This window comes from Bacillus sp. JJ1474, assembly GCF_036965225.1.
GTDB lineage: Bacteria > Bacillota > Bacilli > Bacillales > Cytobacillaceae > Cytobacillus.
The window spans coordinates 1-23,462 of sequence record NZ_JBALPC010000050.1 but is presented as its reverse complement, the minus strand read 5'-3'; the positions used below and the strand labels follow the sequence as shown (position 1 = coordinate 23,462).

Here is a 23,462-nt window from a genome sequence, read left to right as displayed (position 1 = left end):
ATGTATAAAAGGTAAATTCAAACAGAAAATACATATAGATTCTAATAAGGAGAAAAGATATGGATTTTCAATTTGATTTGGCAAACACTTATAATTTTTTACTTGGTACTCTTATTTTAAAATTGGGTGGAAGAAGATTGATTTCTCAAATGACCATTCCTCAACCCATTATTAAAATCTCAATCGGAACATTGCTTATTCAGCCCGTCACTAGAAAAAGAACTTTGGGCAACCTTGGCATTGGGGTCATATTAATTCTTTGCCTCAAAGTAACGGAATACATTCAATTAAAAAATGATAGAGCCGAAACAGCTATCTCAGGAAAAGCAGTACCAGTAATTGAATATGGAACATTAAATTAGAAGAACTTGAATAAGCTCCGGCTACCTGGGCAGGCGAAACTAATTTTTCAATTACATATTGAGTATTTTCTACTCCTGCTTCATCAAAATATTCACTGTAATAATCTAAGGCTGCAATCACTTCTTCATCCGGCAATTTTCTAAGTTTGCTCTGCAGTTCCCTGAAATACGACTCTTTATTCACTTTTTAATCCCCCTAGTAAAACCGTATCAATTTTAATTTTATAATCTGTCCAATCCCTGAGCAGTTCTTGATATTTAGCTCGGCCGCTATCTGTAATTCGATAATATCTTCGGTTTCTTAGGTCCAATTGGCGCATGCCTATGATTTTTTTGGAACCAATACAGGTAATTTTCCATGTTATGATACAGTCTTTATTTGGCTAAAATTAATTAAGGAATACTTTATAATAAAGGATGAAAAAATTGGATGTCATCATACATGCTATTTTTCGAACATGTGCTTCTTTCATTATCCTATTGTTTGTATCTTTATGGATTGGAAAATATATAAATTCTCATATTAATCATTATAATTTCGCTCTATCAATCACCATCGGTTCCTTTATTGCCAACATAGGATTCGACACAAACTTAAAATTTATCCCTATGGTGTCCGCCTTTCTTTCACTTATCTCCATATACTTTCTTGTTTCTTTTATTTCATCTAGAAATAGACGTTTAAGAAAGTGGCTGTCAGGACAGCCAACTGTCATTATTGAGAATGGGAAAATTCTTGATGGCAATATGAAAAAAGCAAAATATTCTTTAGATGATTTAAATCAGCAGCTTAGGGAAAAGGCAATATTTGATCTATCTGAGGTTGAATTTGCTATTTTAGAGATAAGCGGCAAATTATCTGTTATGAAAAAAACAAAATTTCAAAATTTAATCAAAAAAGATTTGTACCCAGGCATGACGAATCAAACTGCGAACCTTCCAATAGAGCTTATTATGGATGGAAAGGTGATTGGAAAAAACTTAAACAATAATTACTCAAGTGAGTGGCTTGATCGAGAAATTAAACGGAGGAACTTACAGGTGAAAGATATCCAGTATGCTGTGATTTCCTCCAGCAGTATTCTCTTTATTGATTTATTTGAAGATCAGATCATATCACCTACAGATGCAGAATAAATTTTAAATGATAAAATTCGAACTTTAATTAAAGTGTAATTGTCTTATTTTTGCTTTCACAAACAACTAAAAATGGATTATACTTGACTAACTACATATTTAAAAAGGAGGAACCTTTCTATGTCTGAAAATCATCAATCCGAAGCACCTAAAAAGAAAATCAGCCTGCAGGAAGCAATGAAACAACAGCTTGAAAAGAAAAAAAATCAGGCTAACGCTTCCGGCAAAGGTGCAACAAATGGAGATTTATCAACGAAAAAGCTGAAGAGCCAGCAATCAAAGAAACCAAGCAATACCCGCAGAAAAATGGGTGTCTAATGGACGGAAAAAATCGGAAAGATGTATTGCCTGGAAAGACTGTCGATATCGTCCTTAAAGCTGATCAAAGAACAGGAAAGCTGACAAGAGGCATCGTAAAGGATCTACTCACAAAATCGAGCACTCACCCCCACGGTATTAAAGTTAGGCTAACGGATGGACAGGTTGGACGTGTCCAAAAGGTACACGTTGAATAAAGAGGTGGAAAAAGCATTCAAGGATGTCCCTGAATGCTTTTATTTATCCCCTTCACCAACTTGAATTAATTCTATTACTTCATCATTAAGACCCTCGTAAAAGACAATATCCCAGCCATTTTTCAGCTTGTAAGGCCCTTCAGCCAATTTAAGTCCCTTTACACTGAGCTTCCAAATCCATTCCTCTACATCCTCCACCTGCCACGATAAATGAATAGAACTTAAAGATGATGGTTTTTCCTCTGACTCTATTAGTTCGATCCTTATTTCCTCTCTTTTAAGAAAGGCTATTTTCTCACCGAGCAAAGTAAGATATTGTTCGATCTTAAATTCGAAAACACTTTCATAGAATTCAATGGCTTCTTCTAAATTCCGAACTTGAATACCTGCATGATGCCACTTCATTACTGTTTTTCCATCGGCAAAATCAAATTCATATCGCCAAACTCATGCCAAAGGTATCCGTCTGCTAGTGCTTCATTGTAAGCCTTCATCAGAAGTGGCTCTTGAATAAATGCAGTGAGAAGGTCCAAATGACTAGCTTCGGGTTCATGAAAACCGGTTATGAGGCCATCTACAGCTTTTAGCGGGAATCCTTTTTGAATATATAAATTCGTTAGCCCTGCCTGTGCTTCAACGTTTCCAGCTTTATTGACAGCTGTTTCTAGTGCCCGAACGACAGTAGTACCTATAGCTATGATGCGCCCATTATTTTTTTTCGTTGTGTTTACCAGATCAGCCGTTTCCTTTGGCACGTTATATGCTTCAAGATGTTTGCTTGGGTTTGGCCAGCGGTCCTTTCCGTAATAGCTTAAACCCGTATGAAGCTGCAAATAAGCAATGTTTACACCCTTTTGCTTCAGATTATTAAGCAGCTTCCAAGTAAAAGCTCTTCCAGCAGAAGGCATTTCCACAGAGCCCGGAACAGAAGCATAAACGGTTTGATACATTTCTAACGGCCAAGGTGTTTCAATATATTCATAGTGAAGCGGCTCTCCAAATTGATAGATTGTATCGTATAGTGCGATTCCACTCTTTGAAAATGCGAGAATAATTAACGGGGCTTCATTTCCCTGCCCAGTAATGGTCGCTGCTAGATCTCCTGGTAAATCAATCTTTTCACCTACCTTCAATATCCCTTCTGTTACAAGTGCCTCCCACTCGAATTCAGATATTTTCCGTGATAAACGAATTTCAATATGTTGCGTTCCCCTTTTCCCTTTTAACACAGCTGGAAGTGTACGGCTATTATTTAAGACAAGCAAGTCTCCTTCTTGCAAGTAAGACCCTAACTCGTAAAAGTGATTATGGAAGCTGTCTCCCGTTTTTGAATCGAGCGCCATTAAACGGACATGATCCCGCGGTATTCCTCTGTATTCAGCCGGCGTATTCGCATTTAAATCTTCATGGACTTGGAATGGACGTGCAGCTAGCATCATAGGAGCGGCCCCCTTTTTTCCTCTAAAATTGATTGTGCCTCAAATCTCTTGCCGTTCACTTCTACTGATTCATTTAATGAGAGATAAACAAATGCCTTTGCGACATCATGAGGGTTACCAAGCTCATAATCACAATCAGGAACGGCAATTGCGTGCATCTCTGTATCCATTTCTCCAGGGTCAACCATCCCCATACTCACACCTGTATCCTCTAACTCATCAGCCCAAGTTTGGGTTAATCCTTCCACCGCGAACTTTGAAATCCCATAAGCACCCCATTCAGCAAATCCTGTTTTTCCCGCTTCTGATGTGACATTCAGAATTCTTCCGTTATTTCTAATTAGCATGCCTGGCAATACACGCTTCGTTACAAGAAAAGGATTAACCACATTCATCCGTATCACTTCCGCAAAGTCATGATCCGGATAATCGGCCAGCAGCGTAGGACCCGGTCCAAATACGGATGCATTATTTATTAAAATATCTACCCGTTCGAAAGTTTCTTCTACAATTGAGACGAACCGATTTACATCCCTTACATTCGTAACATCCGCCTCCACTGCAATGATCTCAGCCCCAAGCTCTCTCGCTTCTTGCTCAACCTTGCGCAGCATCCCTTCCCCTCTCGCACAAATCGCAAGCCGTACTCCTTGTTTAGCAAATGCCAATGTCAGTGCTCTTCCAAGACCTTTCGATGCCCCTGTAATCATAACAACCATTTTATTGTTCATCTGAATCTCTCGCTTTCTTTCGTTTTCTTACTTTTATTTTAGAAAAAGAAAGCACTAGTCACATCGGAAGGTTGGAGGAAAGGGGTTTACGCAAATCGTTCGAGAAAGATCTACGACTTTTGGATGAGGAGCATTTTTCCTTTCAGTATTATGGCCATTGTTTTCCCTTGGTAGGACATCCTATGACAAGGAGGGATATTAATGGCAATGAGGATTTTTTTAATAATTCTATTCATTAGTTATCATTTTACAGTGGATGCTTTTGCCGAAGTTCAGCTTAAGGCTGCATTTATACGAGATCATCAGCTATGGGTAAAGGAGGACGATAAAGAAATTCAACTGACAACAGGTCGCTATATAGTCAATCCACAATGGTCCATGGATAGGCGGTTTATAGCCTTTTTGGATGGTGATGAGCAACAAGAAAAAACATATTTGTATATGTATGATTCAAAAAAAAAGGAAATCTACCAACCATATGAAACGATTGAAACGGGAAATTTTAAATGGTCGCCTGTATCAAATCAACTAGCTTACAATTCAAGAGGGCTCTTAAATGTGACAAAAACAAAAAATGGACGGCCACAAGGATTTGAGAATGTGTCTCTAGGTGTAAGTGATTTTGCTTGGTTTCCCAATGGAAAAGAGTTTATCGTTTCGTCACAATCTAATTTGCTTCCTACTGGATGGGAACCTATTCATCTTTTTAAAGTGTCAGCTGATGCTAATCTAAACGTAAATAAAATAAAGCCTTTTTATACCATTCAGACAAATGATCAATTATTTGCCATCGACGCTGTATACTTTAAGTGGAGTGCTGATGGGAATTGGGTTAGCTTTCTAGCCATGCCAACTGCGTCATTGTCCAATGACAGCAATACTTTATGCGTCCTTTCATCTAAAGGGGATCACTTTCAAGTGATTGGCAAGATGCTCTGGTATGAAAACTGGATCAAATGGGCCCCCTCAAACAATCAGCTAGCCTTCATTTCCGGGGAAGGAAGATTTCTCGTTGAAAACAAACATACAACCATTGCCGACATTTCTGTCATGACCAAACAAAGGGAATATACCCCGAAAGGATTCGTAGACCTTGATATCGAATGGTTCTCTCCAGATCAAGTCATCGTTGCCCGAGCAAAAGAAAATAAGGAATGGAAAGAGGGACCCGTTCCAACAATGTTTACAGCCCTATATGTCATTAATTTAAAATCAGGTGAACAAAAGCAGATTACTTTTCCAAAGAAAGATGAATTGGATCATGCACCGCAAGTCGTTGGGTCAGCAATTACATGGTATCGCAAGACTGAAAAGGGTCACCAAGGGGATGTATGGGTTAAAGATGGAATGAATGGAATAGAACATTTGTGGTTAAAAAACGTGGATTCTGCTCCGGTATTTTTCAATAAAAAATAGATACTCTTCTTAATAAATTTAGACCTCCCGGTGATGGGAGGTTTTTTGATTTATTTAATGTATTTTCCACTATACAGTTTATGCCAAGTCTTCGTGTATCTCTGGAAAATCCATATAGCACTGTCTGCTCTCTCGAAAAACTCCTCTTTTCCAGCTGCATTCACATATAACAGTTTAAAAGCCTTTCCGTTTAATGCTGAAAATACATACTCTATTGTATCTCAGTGCTTGTCAGGGAAGGAGGAGGATTAATGAGCTATAGACGGTCACCTTTTGGGTTTTGTATACCCGGATATAGGTATTGTGGGCCTGGTTGTTCCGGGCCAGGGTCACCAATTAATGAAGTAGATGCGTGTTGTAAGTTACATGACGAATGTTATTGGAGATATGGCCGAACAAGATGCTGCGACCAGCTATTTCTAAATTGTCTGCGTCCCAAAATCAACTCTCGTAATAAAATGGGCAGAGATGCTGCATTAATTTATAGTTTTATGAGGTTGCGTGATAAATTTCAATAACCCCTTTTCATTTTATATCAAAATTTATTCATTTCTATTTATGAAATGTTAGCTACCTTCTGTACAAGCCTTTAGGTGACTGTTTGGCTACTACGTCCTCACCTAGGGGCTTGCTAAAGAAGCAGTTTCCCCTATTGCCAAAAAAAAATAATTTATGAATTTTTCATTACATCCTGTTAATTCACCAATCCCTTTTTTGTGCATTCGATAATTCTTCCGGATGTTTGGTTTCTTACTTTCTTTTGGAATAATAAAAGAGCTGTTCAGAAAGTCAGCTTTTCTGAATAGCTCCCTATTTTTTTTCCTCTGTCGTTTTTTACTCTTTATGCACCAAATTAACCCATTATTCTACTAAAGATTTCATTCCATGTCATTGGGCTATCGCTTTCAATAGGCGGCGTGCCAACCGTGCTCTGGTTTATGGGCATTAGAGGCTCAACAAATGTAGAAACCACATTGGGACTCGAAAAAAAGCCGACCACTTTTAATGTTTCTGAACCAATGTTTCGAATATTATGGGGAACCATGTGAGGAATAAGAGCCATCTCACCTTTCGTTATTTCCCCTTTTTCATGTTCAACAGTGGCTTCCGCTTTTCCCTCTAAAACGAGAATGATTTCTTCCGCACTATCGGTATGAGTACCAAGACTGTCTCCAGGTTTAATTTCAAAGTAAACAACGGAAAGATTTTTTGTTCCTGTACTTTTATAAAGTGGAAATGCCGCCCTTTGTCTTGTCGTTGGATCATTTTCAAACCATCCTTCTAAAAGCTTCAATGAGTTAAGATTTGCTGTAATCATGCCCAACCTCCAGCTCCATATTTTCATTTTATTTTATGAAAAAAGACCTTACTTTCGAACTAGATGTCTCCGACAAAAAATCCGTTTTAAATTAATTGCCATTGTTTATTATTTAAAAAAATAAATAGCCACCACAAATGGCAGCTAATTCTAGTTTGGTTCTATAAGTTTTTCTATTTCATCTACAAATTCTGAGATAACCGAACCATATCCCTGCAAAGTATTCCGTTCTCAATAATTTCTTCTGGATAATTCCTAGTGAAAAAGTCTAGATCAATACCGGTCATTCTAAAACCACATTTTTGATAGAGAGCTAATTGTCCAATACTGGAATTTCCAGTACCCACTTCCATTGTTTTGTATCCAGATAATTTAGCTGTCTTTATTGCATGCATGATAAGTTGTTTCCCGATACCGCGGCCATGGCGGGTTTCGATTACTGCAATATTCACCAGCTCCACCGTTTCAGGTCTTGTCGGAAGAAGTACATACACCCCAACAATTTGATCATCCATTTCAGCCACAAAGCATTCTCCTCTTTGTGTATATTCCTCAACTAATTTCAAAGAAGGATCAGCCAATAGCAATAAATCGATCGGTGGTTTTTCATTTATATTTAGTTTACGGATATGCATATATGCTCTCTCCCAGGACTGTTTTTCCACTATTTTACCATATTAAACTAATACATCTCTTTAATTTTCCTTCATCCAAGAAATTGTTTCTTGTATTCCTTGTCTATATGAAGTACTCGGCCATAAATTTATCTCTTTTTGATACTTTTCTCCACTAAGCAAGACTGGATTTTCCGTCAAATACATCATTTCCACCATTTCCTTCATAAAGGGTGAAAAAATTCCTAAGAAACGGATCATGCTTTTCGATACAGTTCTGACTTTTTTCTCGTATCCCGTTATTTCTCGTATAATCGCAATTAACTCATCACCCGTAATAGGATGTTTAGATGGAATGTTCCAATTTTGATTATATGCTTCTTGGCGGAGTGCCAATTCAACCATGGCTATCGCACCATCTTTAGTAAAAAGGAATTCCCTAGCTGCTTTCGTACTCCCAACAAAATTGGCTTTTTTATTTAGTACTGCGTTTTTGAGGGTTTCGTGAAGAATGGTGTTTTCAGCATTGGGCCCGTATAAATCAGGCATATGGACAATTAAGGTTGGCACACCGCTTTCTTTTAACCTGTTTTCCATTTGCAGTCTGATTTTTCCTTTTTTAGTATGGGGTTCTTTTTTTGCATCTTCTGTCACCAATTGATTAAATTGCCTTCCATAAGCATATATATTGTCGACAAAAGCTATTTTTGCTCCTTTTATTTTTGCCACTTCTGACATAATATCAATACATTTGAGGTGTTTCTCAACCCATTCTTGATAAGGAAAACTTACAGCATGAAAAATGACATCTACTCCATCTGCTGCTTCCATCAAATCATCTTGATTTAATGCGTCTCCTGAAAAGATGATTACATTTGACTGGCTTTTGTAAAGTCGTTCAAGCTTTTCTTTTCCTCTGGAAAAGGCAACGACATCAATACCTCTAGATACTAATTCACAAACTAATGCATATCCCATACCACCCGATGCACCTGCCACTAATGCTTTTTTCATTCTCATCTTCCTCCTTTTATTAACCACTGGTCAACAAAGTTAAAAAATATACTCTAAATCAGTTCTGTTGATTTAGAGCTTTAAAAATAAATTTGACATGTAAATGAGCAGCTTCTTTCGCTTCCTCAAATCCACTAACATGACCCCGATAATGAGAAACAAAGCCGTGAAGAGCTATAAACGAAGAGTAAATATCACTAATTAATAATTTATTCGTAGCTAAAGATTGAACGGCCTGAGCAAATTTTTCATAGCTAAGATTCGCAGCTTCTTGAGATAAAGCATTTACCTCCGTATTTCTTATCATAAACATCATTTCATACTGACTTTGATGATTTAAGCCGAATTCAATAAAGCCGATCAGAATTTTTTGGAGTTTAATATGAGAATCTTCAGGAGCCACAACAATTTCTTCGATAAGCCTGTTCAAATTCATAAAATATTCTTCTATAATGGCATAAAATAATTCAGCTTTATTTTTAAAATGATAATAAAGAGCTCCGTGACTGCAATCAAGTTGTTTAGCAATACTTCTCATGGATACTTGATGATAGTCTTTTTCAATAAATTGAGTTCTTGCTACATTTAGAATCATTTCTTGAGTAAGTTCTTGAGAAGATGATTTACGAGGTGACATAGATCCTCCTTTAATTGACCACTGGTTAATTGATATTATAGTTTACCCAAAATCGAATTACAAGGGGTAAACGCAATATCTATTTACTATTGTTAAATTAAACATTATGGCTTACTCCTCCCATAAAATAAATGAAGGGCTAAGATAAAATAAATAACCCCGTTCCAATAAAGGGACGGGGTTATGTTCTTTTATTTCTCCATCAGTTTCCCATTTTCAAATACTACTTTCCCACCGACAATCGTTGTTGTGACTTTTCCTTTAAAGGTCATGCCAACATATGGTGAATGCTGATGACGATAGAATAAATCTTCCTTCTTTAGTTCAAAGCTTTCGTTTAAATTCACAAGTGTCAAATCAGCATCGTAATCGGCGGCAATCGTTCCTTTATTTGAAAGTCCGAATACTTTCGCGGGATTTGTTGAAGTTAATTCAACTATTTTTTCTAAAGGAAGTTTTCTTTTAAAATGCCCTTCGGTTAACAAAATATTTAACGTAGATTGCGCTCCTGAAATACCGCCCCACCCTTCAAAAATATTGCCTGTGCTTTCTTTCATGGATGCGGGTGCTGGTGAATGGTCTGAACCGATGACATCAATTTCACCATTTGCGACAGCGGCCCATAGATTTTCTACCTCATCCTTATCTCTTAATGGCGGAGCACACTTCGTCAATACTCCTTTTTCTTCTAAATCTTTTACTGTCAGCGATAAATAATGCGGGCATGTTTCCACTGTAACATCTAAGCCGCTTTCCTTTGCTTCATTAATAAGCTTCACAACTCTGCGGCTGCTGGCATGGACAATATGCAGCTTACATCCAGTTAGCTCTGCATAAGAAAGGACTCTTCTGACTGCTTCTACTTCAGAAATAATCGGACGGGATTCCACAAAATCTCTTGCTGATACTTTCCCTTTACTTATTTTTTCTTTCGCAAGCTGATCGCACATTACCGTACTTTCCGCATGAACGGCTAAAAGCGAACCAAGAGAGGCAATCTCCTTCATTCCCTTATAAATTGATTCATCATCCACATTATTAAAATCATCAATCCCGCTTGGGGACATGAATGCCTTAAAGCCGATCACGCCATTTTCATGTAAACCTCTTAAATCCTCTATATTTTCTGGGACTAGCCCGCCCCAAAAACGCGGATTAACAATGGATTTTTCAGCAGCAATAGAACTTTTTATTTCCAAATTTTCTTTATTAATGGTTGGTGGAGTGCTATTCAATGGCATATCAAAAAAGGTGGTCACCCCGCCGGCAGCTAAGCTTCTGCTTCCTGTCTCCAGTCCTTCCCATTCCGTTCTTCCCGGTTCATTAAAATGGACATGTGTATCAATTAGCCCAGGGAGAATATGAAGTCCTTCTGCATTTATTTCTTTATCTGCTGTCCCCTCAAACGCTTTGCCCGCCGAAACCTCTATGATTTTTCCATCTTTAATGGCAATATCTCCTTTAATAATCGAATCCGCAGTCACGATTTGCCCACTTTTAATAATTAAATCGTAATTCGTCATTTGTCCATTCCTCCATTTGTTATTTTCTTTTAACCTTTCCATAGCTTTTGTAATTAGGAGAAAAATAAAACGAAATAAATCCCCCACAAAAGTGAGGGATCTTCTATTTACGCTACTATTTATGACTTTCCCAAAAGGGACATGAGGCAAAAGATTATCTGGAACCAATTCAAGGAATATTATTGATTTCATCAAAGTTAATCCAGTTATATTACAGAATGACGGTGCTAAACGCGGTAAAAAAGAAGAGTTTTTAGAGGAATGATAAATGGATGCTTATTAAATTTTAAATTTTGTTATGAAATAAAATTCACTTTCAAATTTTTCTAGAAGTTCTTGGAAAGAGGAATTTATTAATAATGGAAATAGATTTTCAAGTGCTTCATTGTAGTTTTGCCCTAATGCTTCACGCATCATAATAAATTTATGAAAGAGCAGTGCTTTTTCAAAATCAATACCAAGTTCGTACAAGCCTCTGTACAATTCTTCTTTCGGAATTTGTTTAATTTTATTATAGACTTTTTCATTTTTTTCAATAAATTTCCCCTCTAAATAATGGGTAACATAATCTGTATATACCATTTGACCAATTTCATTTGCTTCTTCTTTTGTATAATTAAATCCAATTACACGATCAACCTTATTTTCACGGATAATAAAAGTTTTATTCCCTTGTAAATGTGTAATAAAACTCTTTACGCTCTTATCAAAAATTTTATTAAATTGAATGATTTGATGCAGTTTTACTGCAAAGTTTGTATGCTCTTCACCAACAACAAATAATCGATCCACAATAGGCAATAGCTTTAAAACCCCTTCGGAAAGTTGACTAGAAGCATCGTAAATAATAATATCGTATTCCTTCTTCATCCTTTTCACTTTTCGCTTTTGCTCTGTTAATGATAATTTGGAGAATTCGTGGATAAACCCATTGGAATTCTCTTCTTTTTCTAAAGCCCCATAGGAAATAAATGCTGCAGATAAAGGCGTATTCATTTTAAGCCACTGATAAATCGATAAAGACAATTCCGTTACACCTGATTTTGCTTTTGGCGAATAGAAGCCAACTAAATACATTATTTAGCTCACCAGCCTTTTATTAAAATAATATTCGAAAAGGAAATGAATGTTTGGGACAAACTCCCACTTAAATAAATTCACTCCAAAAATTTCCCGTCTACAGAGCTTCAGTCGCCAATGCCCCTGCACAAAACCAACATATAAAGTTAATTAATCGGCAAAACTACATATGATATTTGGCAACTTAGAAAATGAGGTGTTTAGATTGAAGCCTATTGTAGAAGTTAGAAATGTCTCGAAGATTTTTGGCAAATCGCCTAAAGCTGCCATTGATTTATTAAAGCAAGGAAAAACGAAAAAGGAAATTTTGAAAGCAACTGGGCAAACAGTTGGTGTGAATAAGGTCCATTTCGAAATCTTTCCCGGTGAAATATTTGTCATCATGGGGTTATCTGGAAGTGGGAAATCAACCTTAATCCGTATGTTTAATAGGCTAATTGACCCTACAATCGGGGAAATTCTGATTGAAAATGAAGATATCGTAAAGATGAATGCCGCAAGACTGCGAGAAGTTAGACAAAAGAAGATTAGTATGGTCTTTCAAAAGTTTGCTTTATTTCCGCACAAAACCATTTTAGAAAACACAGAGTTTGGTCTCGAAATTAAAAATGTTCCTCCAGAAGAACGCAGTGAAAAAGCGCTGAAAGCCCTTGAAGTTGTTGGTTTAAAAGGCTATGAAGACCAGCTCCCATCCCAACTAAGCGGCGGAATGCAGCAAAGGGTCGGGCTTGCGCGGGCTCTCGCAAGCGATACGAAAATATTATTAATGGATGAGGCGTTCAGTGCCTTAGATCCACTCATTCGTAAAGACATGCAGGATGAATTACTCGAAATCCAGGAACTGTACAAGAAAACGATTATTTTTATCACGCATGACTTAGATGAAGCACTCCGAATTGGGGACAGAATTGCTTTAATGAAAGACGGCAGTGTCATTCAATTAGGAACCCCTGAACAAATAATGATGAATCCAGCCAATGAATTTGTTGAGAAATTCGTGGAGGATGTCGATTTATCGAAAGTATTAACGGCATCCCATGTAATGAAACGGCCAGAAAAAATTAGTCCAGACCGCGGTCCGAGGGTGGCTCTGGAAATTATGCGAAAGCAAGGATATTCCAGCATATTTGTCGTTGATCGAAAAAATAAGTTATTGGGTGTGTTAATGGCTGAACAAGCTCGCCAGGCAATCGACCAAAACCAATCCATTTCCGAAGCGATGGCAACCGACCTTCCTACCGTTACAGAAGATGCATTGCTTGCCGAATTTATGGATGATATAGCAACATCCAGTCTGCCATTAGCGGTTATTGATGAAGAAAGAAGATTGAAAGGAATCGTTATTCGTGGTGCCGTAATTGGTGCTCTTGCAGGGAATAAAGATTCTTTGAACGATTTGGAGAGTGATTGAGCATGCCAAAAATCCCATTAGGACAATGGATCGATACGCTCGTTAATTGGATAACCGTCACATTTGCTGGATTATTTTCATTCATAACAAGTGCGGTCGAGGGGCTTTTAAATATTTTAGTGGATGTATTAAGTGCAGGTCCTCCTATCGTATTAATTATCATTTTAGCCCTTTTAGTTACTTATACGAGCAGATGGCCATTAGGAATTTTTACGCTGATTAGCTTACTGTTGATTAATAATCTTGGATATTGGGATTCAAGTATTCAAACACTGGCCATCGTTGTTTTGTCAGGCTTGCTCACAATTGTCATTGGGATACCACTAGGAATTTGGTGTGCACGGAGTAAAACAGCGCAAAGCATTATTACGCCTATTTTAGACTTCATGCAAACAATGCCGGCTTTTGTTTATTTAATTCCATCTATTTTATTTTTCGGAATTGGTGTTGTGCCGGGAATTATTGCTTCCTTTATTTTTGCGATTGCTCCGACCATCCGTATGACCAATCTTGGGATACAGGAAGTGCCAGAAGATTTAATTGAAGCTTCAGATGCTTTCGGTTCTACACCTAGCCAAAAATTGTTCAAAGTCCAATTACCCTTAGCCACTCCAACGATTATGGCGGGAGTAAACCAGAGTATCATGCTTGCCCTATCCATGGTTGTGACGGCTTCATTAGTTGGAGCGCCGGGACTTGGAGCGGACGTTTATCGGGCGGTAAGCCAAATAAATGTGGGACAAGGCTTTGAAGCCGGATTATCCATCGTGATTATTGCCATTATTCTCGACCGGATCTCGCAAAACCTTCGCAAGCCGGCGTATGAAAATATTGTTAGCAAAAAGGTGATTTTATCTATTTTAGCGATCCTACTAGTAGGAACTGCACTCGTATTATCGTTTACAAAAAGTACTGCTGAAGATGAAAATGCGAGTGGAATCGGGGCTCAAACCAATTATAAAATTATCGGGATTGAGCCTGGAGCTGGAATAATGGCAACGTCCCATCAAATGTTAGAGGAGTACGGATTAGAAAAATGGCAGCTAGTTGAAGGCTCATCAGCCGCAATGGTTGCCGTATTAAAGAAAGCCATTGATAAGAAGGAACCCATCATTGTCACGGGATGGTCACCACATTGGATGTTCTCATCATTTGATTTAAAGTATCTCGAAGATCCAAAAGGTGCCTTTGGCAAAGCTGAAAATATTAATACAATCGTTAGAAAAGGGCTTGATCAAGATGCCCCTGGTGCTTATAAAATCCTCGATCAATTCTTTTGGGAAACGAGTGATATGGAAAACGTGATGGTCGAAATTGAAAAAGGCGCGGATCCAGCTGATGCTGCTGAAAAATGGATTGCTGCCAATCCAGACAAAGTAGCCAAATGGACAAACGGTGCCCAAGCGGGGAATGGCGAAAAGGTCAAACTTGTTTATGTAGCTTGGGATACTGAAATAGCGAGCACAAATGTCATTGCGAAGGTGCTTGAGCAGAATGGCTACGATGTAACGCTGAGTCAGGTTGAAGTCGGCCCGATGTTTGCCGGGATTGCAAACGGCAGTGCCGATGCCATGGTCGCTGCCTGGCTGCCAACTACTCATCTCGAATATTACAATACGTATAAGAACGATATTGTTGACCTTGGCCCGAACCTAAAAGGGACAAAACTTGGATTAGTTGTCCCAAATTATGTTGATATTAATTCGATTGAGGATTTGAAATAAGGAATAGCGCCGGAGATAAGGATTTGACCAATAGGTTTATGACGAAAAAGTACCTTGGATAAACGAATAGTCATATTATTAACCTTACGAGTATTCTTTTGATTATTTGGGTAAATGAACAACACTTTCATTGACCGCGTAGCTTCGATTTTTATTTTTTCGGTAAAAGAATCACACTTTCATAAAAAATTGAACATGAATAGAGGCTATCCAATTGGATAGCCTCTTTCATTAATTCTATTTCACGGTTACTCCTTTACCCTCAATAACCGCAATGAATTTAACACGACAATGAGTGTCGCTCCCATGTCCGCAAAAATCGCCATCCATAACGTCAGCCAGCCTGGAACTATTAAAATTAACGCTAATAATTTGAGTCCTAGGGCGAACGAAATATTTTCCTTAATAATCCTTAAGGCTCTGCGGCTTAGCTGGATAGTGTATGGCAGCTTATTTAAATCATCGGCCATTAAAGCAATATCAGCAGTTTCGATTGCTGTATCGGTCCCTGCCCCGCCCATGGCGATCCCAATCGTGGCTGTTGCTAAGGCTGGTGCATCATTGACTCCATCTCCGACCATAGCCACTTTTCCGTATTGTTCTTTTAAAGATTTAATCGTTTCTAATTTATCTTGAGGCAATAGATCGGCTTTTACATCATTTACCCCAACTTGCCTAGCGATTGCATGACCTGTTGCTTGATTATCCCCCGTCAGCATAATCGTTTTTTGTATGCCGATATTATACAATTTTCGAATGACTTCAGCGCTGCTGTCCCTCACCTGATCGGCAACAGCTATTAGTCCAATAAGCTCTTCTTTTGTACCCACTAACATGACTGTTTTTCCATGAATTTGCAACGCTTTTACTTCATTTTCAACGGCAGCAGGAAGATGATTCATCTCGGCAAAAAGCTTAGGACTTCCAATATAATAGACAACATCCTGAACTCGAGCTTTTGCCCCTTTACCCGTAATGGATTGGAAATCTTCAGCAGTAAAGTCATTTGGGGAAATCCCATTTTTTTCAGCTTTTCGAATGATCGCGGATGCTAAAGGATGCTGTGAAAATTTCTCAATAGCCATGGCGATTCCCAATAATTCTTTTTCGCAATGTCCTTCTAATGCTTTCATATCAGTCACTTCTGGTGTCCCTTTTGTTAATGTGCCGGTTTTATCAAAGGCAATTACTTTTAAACGTCCCGCTTCTTCTAAGTGAATGCCGCCTTTAATTAATACACCTTTTTTCGCTGCGTTCCCAATGGCTGTGACAATTGCAACTGGAGTAGAAATAACTAAAGCACACGGGCAGCCGACAACTAATACAGCAAGGCCTCGGTAAATCCATTCGGACCAATCTCCAGCCATGAGTAATGGAGGAACAATCGCGATTAAAAAAGCGATAATCATAATGGCGGGAGTATAGTATTTCGCAAATTTATCAATAAATGCTTGCGAAGGAGCGCGCTCTGCCTGCGCCTCTTCCACTAAGTGGATAATTTTCGCAATCGTTGTATCTTCCACCCGTTTCGTGACTTTTACTTCTAATGAACCTTCTTCATTTAATGTGCCGGCAAATACTTCATCACCAGGAATTTTTAAAACAGGGATGGATTCGCCCGTGATGGCTGCTTGATTGATAGAAGATTGCCCTTGTACGACTTCCCCATCCATTGCCAGCTTTTCCCCGGGCTTAATGATTAAAATATCGCCTAATTCGATATCTTCAACATCTAATTCCATTTCTTGATTTCCGCGCCTCACTAAAGCGGTTTTTGGAGCAATATCCATTAAAGAGCGAATCGATTCTCGTGCTTTATCCATGGAGTAGCTTTCTAAAGCCTCGCTCAAGGCGAATAAGAAAACCACAATTGCCCCTTCACTCCACTCTCCGATAATGGCCGCACCAATGATCGCGATTGTCATCAGAGTTTTAATATCAAATTGCAGCTTTGTAAGGTTTTTTAACCCGACCTTAAAAAGATCAAACCCGCCAAGTATAATCGATAAAGCAAAAGTGAAGATTGTAGCTATGTGGCTCTCTCCCAATGTATACATTGACGCATATCCTAATATTAGGAAGGAAAGTGAAGCCATCGTATTTTTATTTTCGACCTTCTTCCAAAATGACACCTTTTCTTCTTTTCCTCTTTGGTTCTCAGGAAGTACCTTAATTCCATCGAATGCGCCGGCTTCCTCTAGCTGTTCAATCGTTGCTTCCCCGATGATTGTTAATTTTGATGCACCGAAATTTAATTGAACATCATTCACCGTATCAATTTCACGAATGTTTTTTTCAAATTTTGCTGCACAATTGGCGCAAGAAAGTCCTTGTAACCTGTATATTTCTTTATTATTCTCCAGCGCTTCCCCCATTGCTTACACCCTCTTTAGAATGAATTAATGCGATCGATACTAATTGATGTACATGATCATCCGCTAAGGAATAAAAAACAAGCTTTCCTTCCTTTCGATGCTTCGCTAACCCCAAATCACGCAATAATCGTAAATGATGGCTAGCTGTAGCCGTTGAAGATCCAATAATATTTGCTACGTCACAAACACATAATTCTTTCTCTATTGTTAGCGCATAGGCAATTTTAATTCGGGTGGCATCAGACAAGGCTTTAAATAATAATTCTACTCCATTCACTTCGTCCACTCTCTGTTGGATCCGATTGACCTTTTCTTCATCAAAGCAAAATGTTTCACAGGAGTCATCTGCAGTTATATTTTTTTGACTCATTCATCCACCTCATTCAAATGAGCATTTGATTATTTACATATTAGTTTATGCTGTTCATCAATAAACTGTCAAAAGATATATTCAAATATTCTTTTGAATAAGGAGAAAAGTTGCAACCAATGGAACTCCATATGACACTGAGCTTAGAAGATCACAAGAAATCTTAGCCCGCTTTATTTTTGAGGAGACCTGCTGGAGAAAACAGCTGGATTTTTTTTGACCAAACAAATAGGGCTGTCGGAAATAATTCGACAGCCTTTTTATTATTGAAACTTTAAGCACCTGCAGTGTTTATAATGAATATACTTGGTCATGTCAGTCCCTTCAAATTATCAGTGGACCAACTTTTAATATCGTCATCCTCAATAATTCCGAGGGTCACATCGGTTATATCTGGATCATCCATGATCTTATCCTGTACCCTGAACTTTATATCATCAGCAATTGAGAGGGAGAGGCCTTTTCTTAATTCGATGAGTCCCTCGACATGATAGTACCTTCCCTCTTGTAAAATTCGAAGTTTTCTTATATCAGCAACTTCCTTATCACTAAAGATAGCATTTTGAACTCTTTCCACTATTTCCTGTGGAGCGGCTACTCCTATGAGACCGACCATATTATCAAATCCCACCCTAAAAGCAACTCCGACCATCAGTACACCGATCAGAATAGTGGCTATTCCATCTAATGCATTAAAGTTTGTTAAAGAGGTAACAACGATAGCAATTAGCGCTAATAATGCACCTAAACACGCCACAATGTCCTCGTAAAAAACTAAGCGGGTAGGTGGGGCTGCTCTGCCGACATTTTTCAATGCTCCTGATACAATCCCAAATCCATTTATATTTTCAACTCTCGCTTCTTTTAATATCTCTTTCATCGCTTTAACTAGAATAGCACCGTCTATCGCAAGGTTAATGATTAAAACAATGACGCTCAGCCAAAATCCACCTGTTTTGCTTACGGGGTGTTGAAGTAAATGCCAGCCTTCTTTTATTGTTTCATAAGCCATTATAGTCACAACAATAACGGCGATCATACAGAAAATATTGATCACCCTGCCAAAACCAGCAGGAAACCTGCGTGTCGGTTTTTTTTCTGAAAGTACACTGCCGACAAAAACAAACCCTTGATTTACTGCATCAGCGAGGGAATGCATTGTAGAAGCAAACATAGCCCCATTTCCACTTAAGACATAGGCAATTCCTTTGGCCACTGCTATTACAGTATTACCTATAGCTGCTACTGCAGAGGATTTATTTCCCTTCTTTATAAGCGATAATAAATTATCTTGTTTTGCTTCATTTGCCACATTATCTCCTCCAAGAGCCTTTTCTTAATATTTTTCTTAAAAAAGTGGACATTATTCCATCACCATTTTCATGCTTAATGGCTTTAGTGTTTGTAAACTATTTCCTTTTTACTCCTGCAAACCGTCATTAACAAAAGCCTAAGCTTGCTCATACAATAGTCAAAAAACGGAGTTGATCTACATGGTACGATGGATCGATGTTTCTACATCAAAGCATCAATTAAAATTGTTTGATGGAAACAGATTAATAAAGACCTACCCTATTGCTGTTGGAAAAATATTGACACCTACACCTTCTGGGACTTACAAGATTATTAATAAACAACCTAATCCCGGCGGACCATTTGGAGTGCTTTGGATGGGATTGTCAGCACCTCATTATGGGATACACGGTACAAATAACCCCGCTTCGATTGGAAAAAATGTCTCACACGGATGTATTCGCATGTTCAATTATGATGTTCTAGACCTATCATCCAGAGTTCGGGTTGGGACTAGCGTTTATATTCATAAATGAGTTACTTTTGTTTATAATGGGATGATAAACCTTAAGTTGATGGTGATTGCCGATGAAAATATTAATTGTAAAATTATCCGAAGCAGATTTTGAAAGATTATTTACATTTGAAGTGGAGAACAGAGCTTTTTTCGAAACGATGGTTCCAAGCCGCGGAGATGATTACTATGAATATAATACCTTTAAATTGAAGAATGAAGCCTTGCTAGAAGAACAAGATCTGGGGGTATCTCATTTTTATTTAATTAAAGGTGAAAACGGCTCTATTCTAGGAAGAATCAATTTAGTCGATATTGACCCAGTTGAAAGTGTTGGATCTGTTGGTTATAGAATTGGAGAGGCACACACAGGGAAAGGCATTGCTAATCATGCGCTCAAAATGCTGCTAGAGGCAGCTCCCGAACTAGGAGTAAAGTGCATTAAAGCCATGACCGCGACATATAATGCAGCTTCCCAAAAGGTTTTGGAAAAGAACGGATTTATTCAAAGAGCGGCAAGTGAGGAAGAACTTAATATGAATGAGGAGAATGAATTTATTTATTATATTTGGAGCAAAGAAGATTCGATTGTGTTGGCCGATTAGAAATCAAGCGTGACAGCATGTATAAGAAGGGATTTTCCAAAAAGGGTAACTTCATTTCATCTTTGGGAATCAAAGGGCTAATAAATGAAATTGTACTCCCCATTTAGTTCCACCTAATTCCCAAAGTATTTTTTCTATTTATCTTGATGTTTTTCAAGCATTTGTTGTAAATATTCTTCCGATTTTCCTTTTGGAATACTAAGACTCTCCCATTCTTCACCTTTAACTTGTTTAGCAATATAAACTATTTGACCCACATGATATGCATAATGAGCCATTTGCCTTTCAATAGCTTCTAAAACCAAATGACCTTCTCCACGAATATGGATAATTTTTAATAAGTCTTGTTCACTTAAACCAGTTAATGCATCAATTAGGGTTTTCCAACCTTTTTCCCAAACCATTGTTAGCTCTGATTTTGAAGATATATCATATTTGAATTCTTCATCACGATTTCTATATTCCTTTTCCCCATCTGAAGTTAAAAAGTCAGTCCACCTTGAAACCATATTTCCACTCATGTGCTTTACAATTATGGCAACACTATTTGACTCGTTATTAAATATCCAATATATTTCTTCCTCAGATAATTGATTTATCGTTTTATCTCCAAGGCTTTTTACACTTTTAAATCGGTCCATAACAACCTTCAAATATTCGCTTCCAATATTCATAATCATCCCCCATAGAATACTTAAATTTATTCATGGTCCCTTTTTCAAGTCATCAAAGGGAGAGTCTTGTTACCATGACAGCTCTTTTCATTGGCTAAAAGGCATCTGAAGAGCGGTCCGGTTACTGTGACGGCCCTTTTCCTTGGCTGACGGGCAGCAGAAGGGCGAGCTGGTTANNTGACAGCTATTTTCATTGGCTATCGGGCATCTGAAGGGCGAGCTGGTTACCGTGACAGCTATTTTCCTTGGTTATCGGGCAATAGAAGGGCAAACTGGCTATCGTGAAGGCCCTATTCCTTATCATTATTCACGTTCAATGTTATTGATCGAGGTCTTTTTCAACCTCAATATTATTACAGTCACAATTGCCGACAAAACAAGTAATGGCAAGACCTTAATGACAATGCCCATCCAATGAAAAGGGGATTTATGAACATAAACAGCCTTTACCCACTTGTTTTCTTCTGTCTCCACAGCAATGGCAGATTTCGTGGATATACCATTTATTTCATAGTATTTTGTTCCTTTTGGATAATAATTTGAGGCATTCCCATAGTGACTTCCAGTCATATCATTAGGTTTTGTTTTTACTTCTCCGATAACCTTCCCTATTTCAATTTCAAGTATATTTTCCTTTGTAACTTCATATACATTTCCTTTCCAAACAACAAAGGAATAGGCCCAGCTAAGTGCCTGAACAGATGAAGTAGATGTAAAAATACATAAAAGAAGAAATAACATTGTTTTTTTCAAATGCACCAGACTCCCTTCGTTACAGCATTCATTCGGCAGCCTTAATAATAATTTTATGCCTTATTTTAGATCCCGCTTTTCTCACTTACTGTCGCAATCTGATCACTCTCATTGACATAAACACCTGATTGCTCCCTTTTTGCCGCAAGAAGCATTGCGTTTGCAACTGATTTTGCCTGTACTGGACTGTACTTCCGCAGAGGTCCTGAGAATATAGGCGAAAGTATTCCTGAAACGGATGACATGATTCTCTCACCGAGTCGAAACTCCTCCCGGTTACCAAGCAAAAGTGAAGGTCGGAAGATGTGTAGGGCTGGAAGGCAAAGCTCGCGGAGCGACTCCTCGAGTTCCCCTTTCACTCGTATGTAAAAAGTACGTGATAAAGGATTCGCTCCCATTGAGGTTACTATTAAAAACTGTTTCGCTCCCTGTGCTTTAGCCATTTTGCCTATTGTCAAAGGATAGTGGTAGTCAACTAGGCGGAAAGCCTCTTTCGTGCCAGCCTTTTTAATGGTCGTTCCTAGGGTGCAAAAAACATCCGTCCCTTTCAGATTCACATTGGTATTCTCCAATTGTTCGAAATCAATAACCTTCTCATGAAGCTTTCCATGCACGATCCCCGTTGACCTTCTCACTATGAGTGTTATATCGGTGTAATCCGGGTCATTCAGCAATAGCCGTACGAGCTCCTTCCCAACCAAACCAGTAGCCCCAGCAACAACAGCTTTTCGATTCATCTCTCCATACCTTCCTTCTGCTTACTCATTTCATAAAATATAACCTTTGAATATCAATGGTTTTTAATTTCGGATTGGTAAATAAATCTATACCTCTTCCTCACCGTTTATCATGGGATGTTAGGTCTGATTCTATGACTCTTTTTACATCCCCCAAATTTACCTTCCTTTAACCTTTTGTCTAATATTCTTATTCACTTCAAACCTATGAAATCCTTCAATCTTTACTTCTTTGACTACCATGTTTTTTAGATTCATTTTACCGCATTTTCTATTAGGGCTTAAGGTGGCAAATAAAAAAAGGCTGCATCAGCAACCTCACCTTATATTTTTTAAAGCATTCATATGATAAGCACTTATAAGAATTTTTCACTATGTCTAATTTCCAAAGTGTTAAATTTTCCCCTGGATGGATAAATATATAAAACTAATAATATAAAGAAGATGGCAAAAATTTTATGATTCCATCCTATTTTTCAATAGCTTCCATTAGTCTAACAAAGTATGATTCGTTTTAATGGTTTCTAACTTTCTATTCTGATATAACTTTCTTCTCAGCCAGTATTCCATTATAACCAAATTCCCAACCAAGCTGACCCAAATCGCTGCTGTATAGCCAAGTTCAAAATTATCTAAGGAATAACCAATGACAGCTGACCAGATTCGAAAGGTGACCGCAACAAAGGTCACTGCATAACTTCTATACATCCATCGTTCATGTTCTTGAATTCTCTTCATTCGAATGTTTTTATATGCCAAATAAGCGGTTATAAGCCAAGCGGTCGATAAAGAGAAAAATCCTAGTTTAGAGATAACTCCCCCGAACGCAAAATACGACAAATAAATCCCCGTAATCCCACTGATTAAAATTGAAACTACATAAATTTTCCCCATGTTTCGATGCAGCGACTTTCGTTTGTTCCTAAGCTTTTTGAAAAATTGAAATGGGCCGATCAAAATGGCAAGTGAAGCAGTCATAATATGAGCAAATAAAACGATGTTCCATGGTTGATAATGAAAGTCATACATATTCATTCCCTGCTCAACCAAAGTTGTATTAGACGTGGCAGGATCCATTACAAAATATCTTACGATTGCAGAAATGGTCAATACAATTGCGAACATGATAACTATGCCACTGCCAAACTTTTTAATAGTTGATGCTTTCATAAACGCTTCCGCCTCCTTTCTTTTCTTTAATAAAATGAACTGTGTGTCAT

The 23,462-nt window shown here is 38.0% G+C and carries 27 protein-coding genes; 10 read left to right on the top strand and 17 right to left on the bottom strand.

Going from position 1 to position 23,462, the window contains the following annotated elements; genetic code table 11:
- Positions 1-59 precede the first annotated feature (59 nt).
- Positions 60-362 carry a hypothetical protein gene (locus V7164_RS07850; protein WP_335343787.1) on the top strand — a complete coding sequence of 101 codons (303 nt, stop codon included), beginning with the start codon at positions 60-62 and terminating at the stop codon, positions 360-362.
- On the opposite strand, the gene V7164_RS07845 is transcribed toward V7164_RS07850, so the two are convergent.
- Entirely contained in the window at positions 313-546 is a 234-nt protein-coding gene (locus tag V7164_RS07845) for an HAAS signaling domain-containing protein (RefSeq protein WP_335353823.1), read from the bottom strand. The genes V7164_RS07850 and V7164_RS07845 overlap by 50 nt on opposite strands.
- 242 nt (positions 547-788) lie before the next feature.
- Here V7164_RS07845 and V7164_RS07840 point away from each other — a divergent pair, with 242 nt between their 5' ends.
- The 3 genes from V7164_RS07840 to V7164_RS07830 all read left to right on the top strand — a co-directional run bounded on the left by V7164_RS07840 (position 789) and on the right by V7164_RS07830 (position 2,014).
- Positions 789-1,499 (top strand): DUF421 domain-containing protein, encoded by a 711-nt coding sequence (locus V7164_RS07840; protein WP_335353822.1) that lies wholly within the window; start codon positions 789-791, stop codon positions 1,497-1,499.
- A gap of 120 nt (positions 1,500-1,619) precedes the next feature.
- Positions 1,620-1,817 carry a hypothetical protein gene (locus V7164_RS07835; RefSeq protein ID WP_335353821.1) on the top strand — a complete coding sequence of 66 codons (198 nt, stop codon included), beginning with the start codon at positions 1,620-1,622 and terminating at the stop codon, positions 1,815-1,817.
- Entirely contained in the window at positions 1,817-2,014 is a 198-nt protein-coding gene (locus tag V7164_RS07830; protein ID WP_335353820.1) for a YwbE family protein, read from the top strand. Before V7164_RS07835 ends, V7164_RS07830 begins: the two co-directional genes overlap by 1 nt.
- 39 nt (positions 2,015-2,053) lie before the next feature.
- Here V7164_RS07830 and V7164_RS07825 read toward each other — a convergent pair whose 3' ends face one another.
- Genes V7164_RS07825 through V7164_RS07815 form a run of 3 tightly spaced genes read right to left on the bottom strand, consistent with a single transcriptional unit; the run spans position 2,054 to position 4,184 of the window.
- The gene (locus V7164_RS07825) at positions 2,054-2,419 is read right to left on the bottom strand and encodes a VOC family protein (RefSeq protein WP_335353819.1); all 366 of its coding nucleotides are present in this window, start codon (positions 2,417-2,419) and stop codon (positions 2,054-2,056) included.
- Positions 2,419-3,453 (bottom strand): S-adenosylmethionine:tRNA ribosyltransferase-isomerase, encoded by a 1,035-nt coding sequence (locus V7164_RS07820; RefSeq protein WP_335353818.1) that lies wholly within the window; start codon positions 3,451-3,453, stop codon positions 2,419-2,421. Before V7164_RS07820 ends, V7164_RS07825 begins: the two co-directional genes overlap by 1 nt.
- Positions 3,450-4,184, bottom strand: coding sequence for an SDR family NAD(P)-dependent oxidoreductase (locus V7164_RS07815; RefSeq protein WP_335346929.1), 735 nt, complete (start codon positions 4,182-4,184; stop codon positions 3,450-3,452). Before V7164_RS07815 ends, V7164_RS07820 begins: the two co-directional genes overlap by 4 nt.
- A gap of 201 nt (positions 4,185-4,385) precedes the next feature.
- On the opposite strand from V7164_RS07815, the gene V7164_RS07810 reads away from it, so the two are divergent.
- Together V7164_RS07810 and V7164_RS07805 are read left to right on the top strand one after the other, a co-directional pair.
- Complete coding sequence (locus tag V7164_RS07810; protein WP_335353817.1) at positions 4,386-5,600, top strand: translocation protein TolB; 1,215 nt, start codon at positions 4,386-4,388, stop codon at positions 5,598-5,600.
- 251 nt (positions 5,601-5,851) lie between these two features.
- Complete coding sequence (locus V7164_RS07805; RefSeq protein WP_335346931.1) at positions 5,852-6,118, top strand: Parvovirus coat protein VP1-like protein; 267 nt, start codon at positions 5,852-5,854, stop codon at positions 6,116-6,118.
- Between the two features lie 335 nt (positions 6,119-6,453).
- Here the strand turns inward: V7164_RS07805 and V7164_RS07800 are convergent, their stop codons facing one another.
- The 6 genes from V7164_RS07800 to V7164_RS07775 all read right to left on the bottom strand — a co-directional run bounded on the left by V7164_RS07800 (position 6,454) and on the right by V7164_RS07775 (position 11,783).
- Positions 6,454-6,918 carry a cupin domain-containing protein gene (locus V7164_RS07800; RefSeq protein WP_335353816.1) on the bottom strand — a complete coding sequence of 155 codons (465 nt, stop codon included), beginning with the start codon at positions 6,916-6,918 and terminating at the stop codon, positions 6,454-6,456.
- 182 nt (positions 6,919-7,100) lie between these two features.
- Positions 7,101-7,553, bottom strand: coding sequence for a GNAT family N-acetyltransferase (locus tag V7164_RS07795; RefSeq protein WP_335344606.1), 453 nt, complete (start codon positions 7,551-7,553; stop codon positions 7,101-7,103).
- 60 nt (positions 7,554-7,613) lie between these two features.
- On the bottom strand, positions 7,614-8,546 hold the full coding sequence (locus tag V7164_RS07790) for an SDR family NAD(P)-dependent oxidoreductase (RefSeq protein ID WP_335344605.1): 933 nt from the start codon (positions 8,544-8,546) through the stop codon (positions 7,614-7,616).
- 58 nt (positions 8,547-8,604) lie between these two features.
- On the bottom strand, positions 8,605-9,183 hold the full coding sequence (locus V7164_RS07785) for a TetR/AcrR family transcriptional regulator (protein ID WP_335344604.1): 579 nt from the start codon (positions 9,181-9,183) through the stop codon (positions 8,605-8,607).
- Between the two features lie 191 nt (positions 9,184-9,374).
- Complete coding sequence (locus tag V7164_RS07780; RefSeq protein WP_335353815.1) at positions 9,375-10,706, bottom strand: allantoinase; 1,332 nt, start codon at positions 10,704-10,706, stop codon at positions 9,375-9,377.
- Between the two features lie 279 nt (positions 10,707-10,985).
- Positions 10,986-11,783, bottom strand: a complete 798-nt coding sequence (locus V7164_RS07775; protein ID WP_335347783.1) for a hypothetical protein — start codon at positions 11,781-11,783, stop codon at positions 10,986-10,988.
- Between the two features lie 208 nt (positions 11,784-11,991).
- Here V7164_RS07775 and V7164_RS07770 point away from each other — a divergent pair, with 208 nt between their 5' ends.
- Positions 11,992-13,197: a quaternary amine ABC transporter ATP-binding protein gene (locus tag V7164_RS07770; RefSeq protein WP_335353814.1), complete on the top strand. Its 1,206-nt coding sequence runs from the start codon at positions 11,992-11,994 to the stop codon at positions 13,195-13,197.
- Between the two features lie 2 nt (positions 13,198-13,199).
- Positions 13,200-14,921: a glycine betaine ABC transporter substrate-binding protein gene (locus V7164_RS07765; RefSeq protein WP_335347781.1), complete on the top strand. Its 1,722-nt coding sequence runs from the start codon at positions 13,200-13,202 to the stop codon at positions 14,919-14,921.
- A gap of 248 nt (positions 14,922-15,169) precedes the next feature.
- Here V7164_RS07765 and V7164_RS07760 read toward each other — a convergent pair whose 3' ends face one another.
- From V7164_RS07760 to V7164_RS07750, 3 genes are all read right to left on the bottom strand, one after another.
- Complete coding sequence (locus tag V7164_RS07760) at positions 15,170-17,296, bottom strand: heavy metal translocating P-type ATPase (protein ID WP_335347780.1); 2,127 nt, start codon at positions 17,294-17,296, stop codon at positions 15,170-15,172.
- A complete protein-coding gene (locus tag V7164_RS07755) occupies positions 17,274-17,666 on the bottom strand; it encodes an ArsR/SmtB family transcription factor (RefSeq protein WP_335347779.1) in 393 nt (130 codons plus the stop codon). Before V7164_RS07755 ends, V7164_RS07760 begins: the two co-directional genes overlap by 23 nt.
- 310 nt (positions 17,667-17,976) lie before the next feature.
- Complete coding sequence (locus V7164_RS07750; RefSeq protein WP_335347778.1) at positions 17,977-18,978, bottom strand: cation diffusion facilitator family transporter; 1,002 nt, start codon at positions 18,976-18,978, stop codon at positions 17,977-17,979.
- A gap of 181 nt (positions 18,979-19,159) precedes the next feature.
- Here V7164_RS07750 and V7164_RS07745 point away from each other — a divergent pair, with 181 nt between their 5' ends.
- Positions 19,160-19,495 (top strand): L,D-transpeptidase, encoded by a 336-nt coding sequence (locus tag V7164_RS07745; protein WP_335347777.1) that lies wholly within the window; start codon positions 19,160-19,162, stop codon positions 19,493-19,495.
- 52 nt (positions 19,496-19,547) lie between these two features.
- Positions 19,548-20,078 (top strand): GNAT family N-acetyltransferase, encoded by a 531-nt coding sequence (locus V7164_RS07740; protein ID WP_335346450.1) that lies wholly within the window; start codon positions 19,548-19,550, stop codon positions 20,076-20,078.
- A gap of 134 nt (positions 20,079-20,212) precedes the next feature.
- On the opposite strand, the gene V7164_RS07735 is transcribed toward V7164_RS07740, so the two are convergent.
- From V7164_RS07735 to V7164_RS07720, 4 genes are all read right to left on the bottom strand, one after another.
- Positions 20,213-20,752 carry a DUF1572 family protein gene (locus tag V7164_RS07735; RefSeq protein ID WP_335346449.1) on the bottom strand — a complete coding sequence of 180 codons (540 nt, stop codon included), beginning with the start codon at positions 20,750-20,752 and terminating at the stop codon, positions 20,213-20,215.
- 303 nt (positions 20,753-21,055) lie between these two features.
- Positions 21,056-21,505 carry a hypothetical protein gene (locus V7164_RS07730; protein WP_335346448.1) on the bottom strand — a complete coding sequence of 150 codons (450 nt, stop codon included), beginning with the start codon at positions 21,503-21,505 and terminating at the stop codon, positions 21,056-21,058.
- 65 nt (positions 21,506-21,570) lie between these two features.
- Positions 21,571-22,242 carry an oxidoreductase gene (locus V7164_RS07725; RefSeq protein ID WP_335353813.1) on the bottom strand — a complete coding sequence of 224 codons (672 nt, stop codon included), beginning with the start codon at positions 22,240-22,242 and terminating at the stop codon, positions 21,571-21,573.
- 489 nt (positions 22,243-22,731) lie between these two features.
- A partial coding sequence (locus tag V7164_RS07720; protein ID WP_335353812.1) for a DUF2306 domain-containing protein occupies positions 22,732-23,462 on the bottom strand: 731 nt, incomplete at its 5' end.